Source organism: Halomonas sp. BMC6 (genome assembly GCF_964204995.1).
In the GTDB taxonomy this organism is placed as follows: Bacteria; Pseudomonadota; Gammaproteobacteria; order Pseudomonadales; family Halomonadaceae; genus Vreelandella.
In genome coordinates this window covers 535,288-548,054 of record NZ_CAXNSH010000001.1, presented here as the reverse complement: position 1 = coordinate 548,054, position 12,767 = coordinate 535,288, and the positions used below count along the sequence as shown (strand labels likewise).

Sequence of the window (12,767 nt, the reverse complement as noted above, 5' to 3'; positions counted from 1 at the left end):
GCGAAAGGAACTCAAGCGCGGGCTATACGCTGGAGCGATTCCACTCGTGAGGGGAAAAACCGAAGTGGCGTTTGAAGGCGCTGGAGAAGTTGCTGGCATGCCGATACCCACAGTGATGGGCCGCTTGTTGCACGCTCTCACCTCGCTGCAGTGCCTCGTACCCCTGCTGTAATCGCACTTGGCGAATATAGTCGAACAGCGTGCAGCCGTAGCAGGCGCGAAACTTCTGGCGCAGGCTGCTGGGGCTCATAGCGGCTTCTTTGGCTAATGCGGTGAGGCTATAAGGCTCGGCGGGATGCTGAGCAATGCGCGAGTGCAGTGCCGTGAGGCAATGACGATCACGGGTAGAAAGGCGGTTATGCTCGGGCAGCGTTGTCGGGCGTTCGGGCAAACCTAATCCAATCAGTTGCAGTGCTAACCCCTGCCAAACGAGCGCCTGTCGCCAGAGCGAGGGCGGTTGCTCGCTAATGGTGCAAAGCGTTTCGCAGAGGGCCTTGGGGAGCTTCCAGCAATTTAAACATGAAGCATCAGGCGGGGTGGGTAGGCCTAAGGGTGCAGTGGTCAGAACCGCAATATTCACAGTACGAAGGCGTTTTTGAATAGGCTGATGCACCGTGAGTGGGTGTCGGGCATCAAAGTGGCTGCATACGCCATCTCCTGCAGAGAGCTGCATCTGCTGCTTGCCCATTTGGAGATGAATGGTGCCTTCCAAGATAACGCTCAAGAACCATGGCACGCTTTGGTAAGACGTGGAGGTATAGCTACGCTCTACCTGCAAATCAGAAAGCGTTAAGTGAATCCCGTGGCGCAGGCTAACGTCATGTACATGACCAGTGGCGACCGGCTGGCGCGGAGAAGTAGGGCCTTCAATGCGGTAGTGAATGCCGAAGCGCTGGCCAAGCTGGGCCAACGAAAAGGGGGTGATTTCAGGCGTTGCTAAGCGTTCCTGCTGAGGCATTGGGGCAGTCGCTATCGTGGGTGGAGCGTAGTGCCTGCGCCGTATTGGTGCTTAACGGCACGCGTGAGGCTGCAGATAAGCGCACGATAGCACTATCACTAGGGTTGTCAATGATAGTGATTCTTGTTCACTGGTATAAGATTTTGAATTAAGTGCAGGGGAGAGTGTGGGAGAGAGGTAGGGGCAAGAAGTGGGGCAGCCGAACCTGCCCCATGCCGTGCAAAACGGCGTACTTACTCAGCGCCGTCAGCGGTTGGCTTAGTTGTGCTGGAAGGTTGCACAGGGGCGGGCGGTACTTCAGCTTCTACAGGCGTGGCGGCGGCGGTGCTAGAGGCTTCTACCGCTGCTTCCAGGCTGGCCACTTGACGCTCTAGGGCTTCTACCCGGGAGCGGGTGCGCTGCAGCACATCCATCAAAATATCGAAATCTTCCCGCGATACCAGCTCCAGGCGATCGAACGCGCCGCGTACCACCTGCTGGACACCTTTCTGAATATCTTCCGGGGCTTGCGAGGCATTCTGCAAACGGTCGCCGATCTGCTGGGCTAAGCGGCTAATGCGGTCTTGGGGCGCCATGGCTCTCTCCTTAAACGATCACGCATAAATGTGAACTGCTTGTGAGTAAGGATACGCAACCCGCCGTGGATTCGCATGTGCCGTTTGTTAATTAAGCGCAATGGATAGTGAGCAGATGGGGAGCGGACAAATGCATCGAAATGGAGCGGCTAGCTTTTTTGAATGCTCATTAATGGTGCAAGGCCCGAGGGGAGGAGAGTGAGCAAGGCCATAAAGCTACCGTCAGTTGCTTATATGAATAGATTAAGTGTCTGAAATATAAAAATAAAAAAGTGGGTGGCACGGTATGCGCATTAGCAGGGCAAGCACTAAATTCGGGCGGCCATGCCGCTTTCCACCGAGTGGGACTGATCCAGCAGGGGAGATCCGGGATGAAACTCATCACCGCTATCATCAAGCCATTCAAGCTTGACGACGTTCGTGAAGCACTCGCCGACAACGGCGTTCAGGGGATTACGGTCACTGAAGTAAAGGGCTTTGGCCGCCAGAAAGGGCATACCGAACTCTACCGCGGCGCGGAATACGTGGTCGATTTTCTGCCCAAGGTGAAAGTGGAAGTCGCCGTGGACGATGCGCGCCTGGAAAGCGTGCTGGACGCCATCTGCAACGCAGCGAATAGCGGCAAGATCGGCGATGGCAAAGTGTTCGTCACGCCGTTGGAAGATGTGATCCGTATTCGTACTGGTGAGCGCGGTGCCGACGCCGTTTAAGCGTCGCCCATCGATCTGCTGATGACGTATAACTTCGCTTAGTATAACGGGGAACACCTCATGAATGAGTTAGCTGATTTGAGCTATGCGCTCGATACGTTTTACTTCTTGATCTGCGGCGTGCTGGTCATGTGGATGGCCGCTGGCTTCGCCATGCTGGAAGCGGGCTTGGTTCGCTCCAAGAATACCGCCGAAATCCTGACGAAAAACATCGCGCTGTTCGCGATTGCCTGCACCATGTACCTGCTGGTGGGCTACTACATCATGTACTCCAGCAGCGCAGGCGGCTTCCTGCCGAACCTGGGCTTCTTGATCGGCACTGAAAACAGCGCCGATGCGGTGCTGGCCGGTGGCGACGATGCGCCTTACTACTCCATGCGCTCTGACTTCTTCTTCCAGGTGGTGTTTGTGGCCACCGCCATGTCGATTGTTTCAGGTGCGGTTGCTGAGCGTATGAAGCTGTGGGCGTTCCTGGCCTTTGCCGTGGTGATGACGGCATTCATCTACCCGGTGTCTGGCTACTGGACCTGGGGCGGCGGCTGGCTGTCTGAAGTCGGCTACTCCGACTACGCCGGTTCCGGCATCGTGCACCTGGCCGGTGCGGCTGCAGCGCTCGCCGGTGTGCTGGTACTGGGCCCGCGTAAAGGCAAGTACGGTAAAGATGGCTCTATCCATGCGATTCCCGGTGCCAACATGCCGCTGGCAACGCTGGGTACCTTCATCCTGTGGATGGGCTGGTTCGGTTTCAACGGCGGCTCCGAGCTGAAAATGTCCGATATCGGTTCAGCCAACAACGTTGCACAGGTGTTCGTGAACACCAACGCAGCGGCTGCCGGTGGCGTGATTGCCGCGCTGGTGCTAGCCAAGCTGTGGTTCCGTAAAGCGGATCTCACCATGGCCCTGAACGGTGCGCTGGCTGGCCTGGTCGCCATCACCGCTGACCCGCTCTCTCCGTCAGCACTGGGCGCTGCCATGATTGGTGCGGTGGGCGGCCTGATTGTGGTGGGCGCTATCGTGACCCTCGACAAGCTGAAGCTGGATGACCCGGTCGGTGCGATCTCCGTACACGGTGTGGTTGGTATATGGGGTGTGCTGGCAGTGCCGCTCACCAACGGTGACGCCTCTTTCGGTGCACAGCTAATCGGTATCGTGGGCATCTTTGGCTGGGTCTTCATCGCAAGCTTAGTGGTGTGGCTGGTGCTGAAAGCGGTCATGGGTATCCGCGTTAGCGAAGAAGAAGAGTATGAAGGCGTCGATATCGCTGAGTGCGGTTTGGAAGCCTACCCCGAGTTTAGCGTCAAGAAATAAGCTTGCGCTAATCATGTGAGCTGGCGTGCTCCTTGTGGCCTCCCCGAGTGGGAGGCCTTTTTGTCGTTGAGGGATACGCGTTACGCCGCTGGTTATGAGCTAGGTACGTACGGGTTTTTTATTCTCCGCCCTGGGCGGTGTATGCTTAACCCACTGGGTAACGGGCTTGGCTATGCGAGCGCCCCGCCAACCTTGATGGGTTATGACAACCGTTCAATAACGCTGTTTTGATACAGTGGGCCACCAAGCTAGAGGATGTCGCAATGAAATTGATCTCAGCCATTATCAAGCCGTTCAAGCTTGATGACGTACGCGAATCGCTCTCTGATATCGGCGTGCAGGGCATTACGGTAACGGAAGTGAAAGGCTTTGGCCGTCAGAAAGGCCACACGGAACTCTACCGTGGTGCGGAGTACGTGGTGGATTTCCTGCCCAAGGTGAAGCTGGAAGTCGCCGTTGACGACGATATGGCCGAGCAGGTGATCGACGCGATTACCCAGGTCGCCAATACCGGTAAGATCGGTGACGGTAAAATCTTTGTGATGCCCCTTGAGCAGGTCATCCGTATCCGTACTGGTGAAACCGGTAAAGACGCGGTTTAACGGTGAAGCGTCAGTAGTGAAGGGTAAGGCGTGAACAGTGAGTTGCGCTGAATAGACAAAGCCCCTGTGGATAGCATCCACAGGGGCTTTGTGCATAAGGCGACGATGACACGGGCTACGATTTTCTATTCACCATTCACCATTCAAACAGCACTTACTTCTCAACGAACGCACGCTCGATGACGTAGTCGCCCGGCTCGCCCATGCGCGGGGAAATATTCAGGCCCAGTTCGTCCAATAGCGCGCTGGTGTCGTCCAGCATCGCCGGGCTGCCGCAGATCATCGCGCGGTCTTGGCGCGGGTCAATCGGCGGTAGGCCAGTGTCTTCAAAAAGCTTGCCGCTGCGAATGTGGTCGGTCAGGCGGCCCATGGTGTGAAACTCTTCACGGGTCACCGTGGGGTAGTACACCAGTTTTTCGGCGACTTCTTCGCCCAGGTACTCGTGGGCGGGCAGCTCTTTGGTGATGAAGTCGGCGTAGGCCAGCTCGGAGACTTCACGCACGCCGTGGATCAGCACTACTTTTTCGAAGCGCTCGTAAACTTCCGGGTCTTGAATCAGGCTCATAAACGGCGCCAAGCCGGTACCGGTCGAGAGCATATACAGGTTGCGGCCCGGCAGCAGGTCGTCGCACACCAGCGTGCCAGTCGGCTTGCGGCTGACCATGATTTGGTCGCCTACTTTCAGGTGCTGTAGGCGCGAGGTGAGCGGGCCATCGGGCACTTTGATGCTGAAGAATTCCAGGTGGTCTTCGTAGTTGGGGCTGGCGATGGAGTACGCGCGCATCAGCGGCTTGCCGTCCACTTCGAGACCGATCATGACGAATTGGCCGTTTTTGAAGCGCAGGCTGCGCTCGCGGGTGGTGCGGAAGCTGAACAGGGTATCGTTCCAGTGGTGAACGCTTAGCACTTCTTCCAGGGCAAACTTGCTCATGCTCACTCCTCCAGAGGCGGCGCGGTCTAAGCCTTGCTCGCCATATTCCAAAAAAGAATAAAAAATAGCTCTATAGGTTGCTCTCAATTCTAAATAAGGGTGGTATATCTGTTAAGCAAATTATCTTGATAACGCTTATCTTTAAAATCGATATAGCCCTTCGCCGATCACTCGACAGATAGGTTTTGGTCATGCACTACACCCTGCGTCAGCTAGAAGTCTTCGTAGCCGTTGCTCAGCACGAGAGCGTTTCCCACGCGGCGCGCGCGCTGGCCATGTCGCAATCGGCTACCAGCACGGCGCTGGCCGAGCTGGAGCGCCAGTTCGACTGCCAACTGCTTGATCGCATCGGGAAACGGCTGAAACTCAACGCGCTCGGCTTCCAGCTACTGCCCAAGGCGGTGGCCCTGCTCGACCGCGCCGAGGAGGTCGAAGAGCTGCTGCGGGGTCAGCAGGGCGTGGGCGCATTGGACGTAGGGGCAACGCTCACCATCGGTAACTATCTCGCCACGCTGCTGATCAGCGATTTTATGCAGCGCTATCCCGGCAGCCGGGTGCGGCTGGCGGTGCGCAATACGCGGCATATCATCGAGGGCGTGCGCCAGCACTCGCTCGATTTAGGGCTGATTGAGGGGCAGTGCGATGACGACATGATCATCAGTCAGCCCTGGGTCGAGGATGAGCTGTGCGTGTTCTGCTCGCCGCGCCACCCGCTGGCAGGGCGGGAGCACCTGGAGCTGGATCAGCTGCTGCGGGAGGATTGGATTATGCGCGAGGAGGGCTCCGGTACGCGTATGACGCTGGAGCATGCCGCCCGCCACCGCCGCAGCCGGTTCAATACGCTATTGGAACTGGAACATACCGAGGGCATTAAACGCGCGGTGGAGTCGGGCTTGGGCATTGGCTGCGTTTCGCGGCTGGCGCTGCGCGATGCCTTCCGGCGCGGCAGCTTGGTGCCGCTGCCTACGCCGGAGTTGGATCTAAAGCGCCAGTTCACCTTTATCTGGCATCGCCACAAGTACCTGACCACCGGCGTTCGGGAGTTTTTAAGGCTCTGCCGCGAAATGACCGCCGGGGCCAAGCGCAGTGACGATATCCCGCTGCCACCGATTCCCTAGCGGTTACACCTTGGCCTTTTCAGGGCTTGGCAGCGCCTGAGCCTGATGCTGCGACGCCTCTAGCGTAAAGCCACCCACTAGCGCGGCCAGCCTGTCCGCTTGGTCTTTAAGCTGCTCGGCCGCGGTGGTGGACTCTTGCACCAGGGCGGCGTTTTGCTGGGTCATCTGATCCAGGTCGGTCACCGCGACGCTGACTTGGTTAATGCCGTCGTTCTGCTCACCGGCTGCCGTACTGATATCGCCCAGCATTTGGGTGACGCGCGTCACGCTATCGGCCAGCTCGTGCATGGCGGCTTCGGCGTCGCGTACCATTTGCGTGCCGCTTTCGACCTTATCGGCAGACGCATCGATGCGCTGGCGGATATCCTTAGCGGCGTCGCTGCTGCGCGAGGCCAGCTTGCGCACTTCATCGGCCACCACGGCAAAGCCGCGCCCGTGCTCGCCAGCCCGCGCTGCCTCTACTGAGGCGTTGAGCGCCAGCAGGTTGGTTTGAAAGGCAATGCCGTCGATCACGCTGACGATGCTCTGAATTTCTGCCGAGGTCGCTCGGATGTCATCCATGGTCGAGACCACCTGCACAAACGCCTTGTCGGTACGGGAAGCCAGCTGCGAGGCGGTGTTGGACAGCCCGCTGGCCTCTTGGGAGGCGTGGGTGGTGTGGCTGACGGTGCTGCTGATCTCTTCCATCGCTGCCGAGGTTTCTTGCAGGCTGGCAGCGGCTTGCTCGGTACGCCGTGACAGGTCATGGCCGCCTTGGGTGATCTCGTTGGCTGCGTGGTTCACGGCCTCGCTGCTGCGCCGTACGTCCAGCAGAATTGCCTGAATTTTTTCGGCAAAGGCGTTGAACTGCTCGGCCACGGCGGCGCTCTCATCGCGGCCATGCACAGGCAGGCGCTGAGTGAGATCGCCGTTTCCAGAGGCGATCTCTTCCATTCTGTTCGCTAAGCGTTTGAGCGGACTCGCAATACGCCCACCAATCCACCACAGGGCAGCGATGCCGATGGCCGCCAGCAGCAGCCCCACCAGCGTCATCCCTAGGGTGTTTTGCTGGCGCTGATCGCTCAAAACGTTCTGCAGCGCGTTGAGTTCGGCGAGCACGACGGACTCGGGCAGCTGTAGCACTAGTACCCACGGCTGCTCCGTATCGCCAATGGTCAGTGGCTGATAGCGCTGAAACATGCCGTTGGCCATGCTGCTGTAGAGGCTGCCTTGTGATGTGGCTTCGGCAATGCCGTCAAGCGCCGTGTCGCTCAGCGCGTTGCTGGCAGGCAGGCCCAGGGCCTCTTCGCCATTGGTGTCCGCCACCAAGCCGCCGCGCCCGGCGACCAGCGCCATACGGCCTGCGCCGTCATACAGCGCGGCGTTGGCGTCGCGCAGCAGCGTTTGAATGAAGTTCAGCGAGAGGTCGACCCCGGCCACACCGCGAAATTCGCCGTTCACCAAAATCGGTGCGTTGAACGAGGTGACCAGCTGCGTTTCGCCGTCGTAATCGTAGGCGGCGGGGTCGATCACACAGGGGGCGAGCGTTTCGCGTGGGCAGAGGTAGTACTCCCCCTCACGCACGCCGCTGGCGAGGCGGGTTTCGCTCTCCATAGTGTCGCCTAGTGGTAAGACCTCGAGCGAGCCATCCCCAGTGCGGTACCACCAGGGCATGAAGCGGCCACTGCCATCGTGGCCGTAGCGCTCGTCGCCAGCAAAGCGGGCGTCGTCTCCAAAGGCGTTGGGCTCCCAGCCGATGAACGCATCCAGCAGCGCCGGGTTGTCGGCAACCGTCTGCCGTACCAAGTTGGAAAGCTGACGGCGGCTCAGGTAGAGCGCACGCTGACCTTCGGCATCTTCCACGCCCATGAGGGCGTTGGTGGTGGCGAGCTGGCTGGCCAGGGTCATGGCCTTGTCCAGCTCGCGCTGAATCCGTTCACCCTCTGCTTCGGCAATGGCATCGAGCCGCGCGTCCAGTGCGCTTTGCATGAGCGTCTGGGTATGCTCTTCAACGGTTTGTTGGGTGCGGGCGGCCGCGATCAGGTTATACACCACTAGCGCGGCAACGACGGCAAGCAGGCAAGGGCCTGCCAACGCCAAAACGAGAGAGCGAAGGGAACGAAAGTGCATAGAGGAGCGGTCCTGTTTCAGCAAGAGGCGAAAGAGCGTATCGAGTGCCATCCTTGAACCAGTAGAACAAAGATTCATGGCTAACGCGTGACATGGCCACCACCGCAGGCAAGAGGGCGGAGGCGGCCAGGGAGGCGCTGCCGGTTAGAAACTCTCCAACGTGCGCGGTAAACGGTCCTGTGGCGCCTGTAGCGCGGGCGATGCCGTGTGAGAGAGTTTGAAGCTGCTGATCGTCCCGGTCAGGTGATCCGCCTGCTCTTTCAACTGCTCGGCGGCGGTGGTGGACTCTTCGACCATCGCAGCGTTTTCTTGGGTCATCCGGTCCAGTTCTGCCACCGCAATATTGACCTGCTTGATACCGTCGCTCTGTTCGCTCGTCGCGGCGTTGATCTCTTCTAGAACATCGGTCACGCGGGTGATGTGCTCGACGATATCCTGCATGGTACTCCCCGCGTTACGCACCAACGAGGTGCCGTTATTCACCTTGGCTTGCGAGTCCTCGATCAGTTTCTGGATATCGTTGGCCGCGTCGCTGCTACGGCCAGCCAGTTTGCGTACTTCCTCTGCCACGACGGCAAAGCCACGGCCGTGTTCACCCGCGCGGGCAGCCTCGACCGAGGCGTTCAGTGCCAGCAGATTGGTTTGAAAAGCGATGCTGTTCATCAACGTGACGATATCGCCAATCTTGTTGGAAGCGTCGGAGATGTCTTCCATGGTGGTGACCACGTTCGATACCACCTGACCGCCCTCTTTCGCGACTTCGGTGGCCGCGTGGGAGAGCTTGTTGGCTTCCTGGGCTGAGGCCGCCGTGTGCTGTACGGTGCTGGTGATCTCTTCGACCGAGGCCGAGGTTTGCTGCAGGCTCGAGGCGGCGTTATCCGTACGGCGCGAGAGATCCTGGCCACCCATGGCAATCTCGTTAGCGGCGTGGTGCACCGATTCGCTGCTGGTGCGCACGTCGATCAAGACGTCTTCCATTTTGCCTACGAAGCGATTGAAGGCGCTGGCAATTTGAGCCACTTCGTCGGTGCCCTCCTCGGGAAGGCGCTGGGTCAAGTCGCCTTCGCCCGAGGCGATGTTATCCATCGCATTGCAGACGCCCAGCAGGCGACGCAGCAGCAGCGACAGCAATATGCCAAAGACCACGGCGGTAATGGCCGCGACGATCAGCAGGGTCACGATGGACGTGGTGGCAATGGCGCGCAGGCCTGCGGTGGCCTCTGCTTCGTCTAACGCGACGACCAACTGCCAACCGCTGTTGCCGCCTACAGCACTGCCCATTAGCAGTTTATCGCTGCCTTGCAGAGCTAGCGGCTGTGGGGAGTCTGCCTGCACGATGCGAGTGAGGTCCGAAGGCGTGAGCGCATCGCTTAATACACTTGAAGGCTCCAGCGTCAGCGACTCATCCGGATGGGCAACCAGCGTGCCATCGTTGGTGGTTAGAAAGCCAAAGCTAGACGGTGTGGGGGAAATGCTGGCAACAATATCGATAACGTCAGCAATCGTAATATCGGCCCCAACCACAGCGGCTAGTTCGCCGTTTTGATAGAAGGGGCGGGCGAAGGTAACGATCAGGCCGCCCGTTTGAGCATCGACATACGGGGCGGTGATGATAGTGTCTTGCGCGTTCACCGCGCCTTGATACCAGGGACGCTGGCGTGGGTCATAATCACTAGGGGGTTGCCAGCCGTCTGAGAAAATTCCCTCTGATGTGGACGGGTAAGCAATGTAAGCGGTCATAAAGTCGCCAGAATCGGCTAATTGTCGCAAGGCTTGTAGCGGCTCTTCGCTACCTGCAGTGTGTTCCATGCTGGCTAACATCGTGTAGCGCGCATTGAACCACTCATCGATAGCCTGTGTGTTTCCATTCACAACAGCGCTTAGGTTGCGATTAACCTGCTCACTATTGTGATGCTTTACAGTCGTGTAACTAGCAATGCCATTCACCGTTAAAGCCAACACAATAGCGATAAGGGCCGCTAGCAAGATACGTAAACGTAGGGAAGAAAACATAGTCGCTCTCGGGATCATCAGGGTTCATGATGGGTATCGGCGAGAGCGACTACGCCTTTAGTAAAAAGCAGGAAAAAAGTTAGTAAGCGCTAACTGTAGTGTTAACGAAGATCGCTGACCGCGTTCTGAATATCAGCCATGGACGCTTTGCTGAGGTCTTTTGAAAGCGTGTGCGTGACCAGCTTCTGCGTGGGGTTGTCGAGCTTCTCTTTGAGCAGCCCCAAGAACTTGGGAGGCGCGACCATGATCAGCTTGTCCATGCTGTTGTCCACCCGCGCAGTGTAGAGTCGCTGGGCGACTTCTTTGGCAAACAGCTCGTTTTCATGTTGGGAGGCCGCGCCCTCCTCGCCGGATGAGCGCGATGACGTTGACGTAGACTCATGAACATCGGCACCGCGGCGGTCCGTGATTAAGTCGCCTTCATGCAGCCTGCCTGCGGCGTGTACCAAGCTCTCCTGCTCGGCGAGGTGAAGTGCATCACGGGTGAAGATACGTGCCCGAGCGGCGTCGGCTACCACGATATAGGTGGTCATTGTCATACGTCCTCCATGTCATTGATTACCCTTTAACCATGGCAACCGTTCCGTGTTTGGTCAAACACGGTTTTCATAGAGAAAAGAGCATGGATATAGACGACTCACGTCATCATTGGCGAAACCGCTATCTGCTGATGCGCCACGGCCATAGCCAGGCTAACGCACAAGGCACCATCATCAGCTCCCCCGAGCGAGGGCTGTTGGCGTATGGGCTGTCGCCGCAGGGCGAGCAGCAGCTGGCAGATACCGTCGCACGGTGGCACTGGCCGATACCCACACAGGTCGTGCATTCGGACTTTTTACGCACCACGCACACCGCCGCCCGAGTGGCCGCCGCGTTTGGGTTGGAGATGCAAAAAGAGGAGCGCTTGAGGGAGCGCCACTTTGGCGAACTGGATGGCCAGGCGGATAGCCACTACCCGGAGGTGTGGGCCTTTGATGCCAAGAGTGCCGAACACACCCCGTGGCAGGTGGAGCCGGTCAAGCGTGTCGCGGCGCGCATGGTTGCTGCGCTGGAAGCGTTGGAGCAACGCTTTGAGGGTGAAACGGTGCTGGTGGTCAGCCACGGCGACCCCCTGCAAATTCTGCTCACGGCGCTGGCGGGCAAGCCGCTGACGCAGCATCGGGAGCAGCCTGCGCTACTGCCTGCCAGCATTACGCTCGTGGGTGGTTAAGCGCCCGCTTTGGGAGGAATCCAGGCGATCATATCGACTTCGACATCCGCGCCGCCCGCAAGCCCGGTCACGCCAATGCAGGTGCGGGTGGGCAGCGGTTGTTGGAAGTAGCTGGCGTAGACCTGATTCACTTCATCGAAGTGGCCCATATTGGTGATGAAGACCCGCGACTGCACCACGTACTCGAAGCTACTGCCGACCTCTTCCAGCACGATGGCCAGATTCTGCATCACCCGGTGGGTTTGCTCGGTAAACGTGCCCAGCAGCATCTCGTTGGTTTCCGGCACCGTGGGCATTTGGCCGGTGATGAAGACTAGGTCGCCCACCCGGCAGGCGTGTGAGAACGGGGCAATGGGCTGCGGTGCGCGGTCAATGAAGAGCTTTTCCATGATGACTCACTTGTTGTGATGTTGTGGCGTAGAGGGTCCATGAAAATGGGCCTCATAGGAGGCCCACGTTCAGCACACCGTGGCACTGGAGATAGGATTAGTGCCCCAGAATCTGGCTTAAGAAGAGCTGGGTACGCTCGGACTGCGGGTTATTGAAGAACGGTTCCGGCGCGTTCTCTTCGATGATTTGCCCTTGGTCCATGAAGATGACGCGGTCGGCCACAGTCTTGGCGAAGCCCATCTCGTGGGTAACGCACAGCATGGTCATACCCTCTTCGGCCAGCTCGATCATGACGTCAAGTACTTCCTTGATCATTTCCGGGTCGAGGGCCGAGGTCGGTTCGTCAAACAGCATGACGTCCGGGTGCATGCACAGCGAGCGGGCAATGGCGACCCGCTGCTGCTGACCACCGGAGAGTTGGCCAGGATACTTCTTGGCCTGCTCGGCAATGCGCACACGCTCCAGGTACTGCATGGCCATGGCTTCGGCCTCTTTGCGGGGCTTCTTCTGCACCCACATCGGTGCGATACAGCAGTTCTCCAGCACCGTGAGGTGAGGGAACAGGTTGAAGTGCTGGAACACCATGCCGACGCTGCGGCGAATCTGCTCGATGCGTTTGACGTCCTGAGTGAGCGGTACGCCGCCTACCACGATCTCGCCTTTCTGATGCTCTTCAAGATGATTAATGCAGCGGATCATGGTGGATTTGCCGGAGCCTGAAGGCCCGCAAATAACAATCCGTTCGCCGCGTTTTACTTCCAGGTAGATATCGCGCAGCACGTGGAAATCGCCGTACCACTTGTTCACGCCGCGCATTTCAACCATCAGGTCAGAAGTACTGGT

The 12,767-nt window shown here is 58.6% G+C and carries 13 protein-coding genes; 5 read left to right on the top strand and 8 right to left on the bottom strand.

What is annotated here, in order from left to right:
• Positions 1-22: 22 nt before the first annotated feature.
• Together AB6K10_RS02505 and AB6K10_RS02500 are read right to left on the bottom strand one after the other, a co-directional pair.
• A complete protein-coding gene (locus tag AB6K10_RS02505) occupies positions 23-958 on the bottom strand; it encodes an AraC family transcriptional regulator (protein WP_339117929.1) in 936 nt (311 codons plus the stop codon).
• Between the two features lie 233 nt (positions 959-1,191).
• On the bottom strand, positions 1,192-1,533 hold the full coding sequence (locus tag AB6K10_RS02500; protein ID WP_339117928.1) for an accessory factor UbiK family protein: 342 nt from the start codon (positions 1,531-1,533) through the stop codon (positions 1,192-1,194).
• Between the two features lie 371 nt (positions 1,534-1,904).
• Between AB6K10_RS02500 and AB6K10_RS02495 the strand changes: the two genes are divergently transcribed.
• The 3 genes from AB6K10_RS02495 to glnK all read left to right on the top strand — a co-directional run bounded on the left by AB6K10_RS02495 (position 1,905) and on the right by glnK (position 4,153).
• Entirely contained in the window at positions 1,905-2,243 is a 339-nt protein-coding gene (locus AB6K10_RS02495) for a P-II family nitrogen regulator (protein ID WP_058579766.1), read from the top strand.
• Between the two features lie 60 nt (positions 2,244-2,303).
• Positions 2,304-3,551, top strand: coding sequence for an ammonium transporter (locus AB6K10_RS02490; protein ID WP_159343506.1), 1,248 nt, complete (start codon positions 2,304-2,306; stop codon positions 3,549-3,551).
• Between the two features lie 263 nt (positions 3,552-3,814).
• Positions 3,815-4,153, top strand: coding sequence for a P-II family nitrogen regulator (gene glnK / locus AB6K10_RS02485; RefSeq protein ID WP_009098335.1), 339 nt, complete (start codon positions 3,815-3,817; stop codon positions 4,151-4,153).
• A 154-nt stretch (positions 4,154-4,307) separates the two neighbouring features.
• On the opposite strand, the gene AB6K10_RS02480 is transcribed toward glnK, so the two are convergent.
• Positions 4,308-5,084, bottom strand: a complete 777-nt coding sequence (locus AB6K10_RS02480; protein WP_253505102.1) for a ferredoxin--NADP reductase — start codon at positions 5,082-5,084, stop codon at positions 4,308-4,310.
• Positions 5,085-5,275: 191 nt separating this feature from the next.
• Here AB6K10_RS02480 and AB6K10_RS02475 point away from each other — a divergent pair, with 191 nt between their 5' ends.
• The gene (locus AB6K10_RS02475; RefSeq protein ID WP_044629892.1) at positions 5,276-6,202 is read left to right on the top strand and encodes a LysR family transcriptional regulator; all 927 of its coding nucleotides are present in this window, start codon (positions 5,276-5,278) and stop codon (positions 6,200-6,202) included.
• A 3-nt stretch (positions 6,203-6,205) separates the two neighbouring features.
• On the opposite strand, the gene AB6K10_RS02470 is transcribed toward AB6K10_RS02475, so the two are convergent.
• The 3 genes from AB6K10_RS02470 to AB6K10_RS02460 form a co-directional block, all read right to left on the bottom strand.
• Complete coding sequence (locus AB6K10_RS02470; protein ID WP_285263760.1) at positions 6,206-8,311, bottom strand: methyl-accepting chemotaxis protein; 2,106 nt, start codon at positions 8,309-8,311, stop codon at positions 6,206-6,208.
• Positions 8,312-8,455: 144 nt separating this feature from the next.
• On the bottom strand, positions 8,456-10,324 hold the full coding sequence (locus AB6K10_RS02465; RefSeq protein ID WP_339117927.1) for a methyl-accepting chemotaxis protein: 1,869 nt from the start codon (positions 10,322-10,324) through the stop codon (positions 8,456-8,458).
• Positions 10,325-10,425: 101 nt separating this feature from the next.
• Entirely contained in the window at positions 10,426-10,857 is a 432-nt protein-coding gene (locus AB6K10_RS02460) for a host attachment protein (RefSeq protein ID WP_044629926.1), read from the bottom strand.
• Positions 10,858-10,946: 89 nt separating this feature from the next.
• On the opposite strand from AB6K10_RS02460, the gene AB6K10_RS02455 reads away from it, so the two are divergent.
• Positions 10,947-11,534: a histidine phosphatase family protein gene (locus AB6K10_RS02455; protein ID WP_339117926.1), complete on the top strand. Its 588-nt coding sequence runs from the start codon at positions 10,947-10,949 to the stop codon at positions 11,532-11,534.
• On the opposite strand, the gene AB6K10_RS02450 is transcribed toward AB6K10_RS02455, so the two are convergent.
• Positions 11,531-11,923 (bottom strand): RidA family protein, encoded by a 393-nt coding sequence (locus tag AB6K10_RS02450; RefSeq protein ID WP_083023016.1) that lies wholly within the window; start codon positions 11,921-11,923, stop codon positions 11,531-11,533. The genes AB6K10_RS02455 and AB6K10_RS02450 overlap by 4 nt on opposite strands.
• Positions 11,924-12,020: 97 nt before the next feature.
• Positions 12,021-12,749 (bottom strand): amino acid ABC transporter ATP-binding protein, encoded by a 729-nt coding sequence (locus tag AB6K10_RS02445; protein ID WP_139526244.1) that lies wholly within the window; start codon positions 12,747-12,749, stop codon positions 12,021-12,023.
• Positions 12,750-12,767 lie beyond the last annotated feature (18 nt).

Coding starts and splice junctions, on each gene's coding strand:
- AB6K10_RS02500 (WP_339117928.1), bottom strand. CDS start 1,533: ATGGCGCCCCAAGACCGCATTAGCCGCTTAGCCCAGCAGATCGGCGAC.
- AB6K10_RS02450 (WP_083023016.1), bottom strand. CDS start 11,923: ATGGAAAAGCTCTTCATTGACCGCGCACCGCAGCCCATTGCCCCGTTC.
- AB6K10_RS02465 (WP_339117927.1), bottom strand. CDS start 10,324: ATGTTTTCTTCCCTACGTTTACGTATCTTGCTAGCGGCCCTTATCGCT.
- AB6K10_RS02445 (WP_139526244.1), bottom strand. CDS start 12,749: ATGGTTGAAATGCGCGGCGTGAACAAGTGGTACGGCGATTTCCACGTG.
- AB6K10_RS02480 (WP_253505102.1), bottom strand. CDS start 5,084: ATGAGCAAGTTTGCCCTGGAAGAAGTGCTAAGCGTTCACCACTGGAAC.
- AB6K10_RS02505 (WP_339117929.1), bottom strand. CDS start 958: ATGCCTCAGCAGGAACGCTTAGCAACGCCTGAAATCACCCCCTTTTCG.
- AB6K10_RS02460 (WP_044629926.1), bottom strand. CDS start 10,857: ATGACCACCTATATCGTGGTAGCCGACGCCGCTCGGGCACGTATCTTC.
- glnK (WP_009098335.1), top strand. CDS start 3,815: ATGAAATTGATCTCAGCCATTATCAAGCCGTTCAAGCTTGATGACGTA.
- AB6K10_RS02495 (WP_058579766.1), top strand. CDS start 1,905: ATGAAACTCATCACCGCTATCATCAAGCCATTCAAGCTTGACGACGTT.
- AB6K10_RS02470 (WP_285263760.1), bottom strand. CDS start 8,311: ATGCACTTTCGTTCCCTTCGCTCTCTCGTTTTGGCGTTGGCAGGCCCT.
- AB6K10_RS02490 (WP_159343506.1), top strand. CDS start 2,304: ATGAATGAGTTAGCTGATTTGAGCTATGCGCTCGATACGTTTTACTTC.
- AB6K10_RS02475 (WP_044629892.1), top strand. CDS start 5,276: ATGCACTACACCCTGCGTCAGCTAGAAGTCTTCGTAGCCGTTGCTCAG.
- AB6K10_RS02455 (WP_339117926.1), top strand. CDS start 10,947: ATGGATATAGACGACTCACGTCATCATTGGCGAAACCGCTATCTGCTG.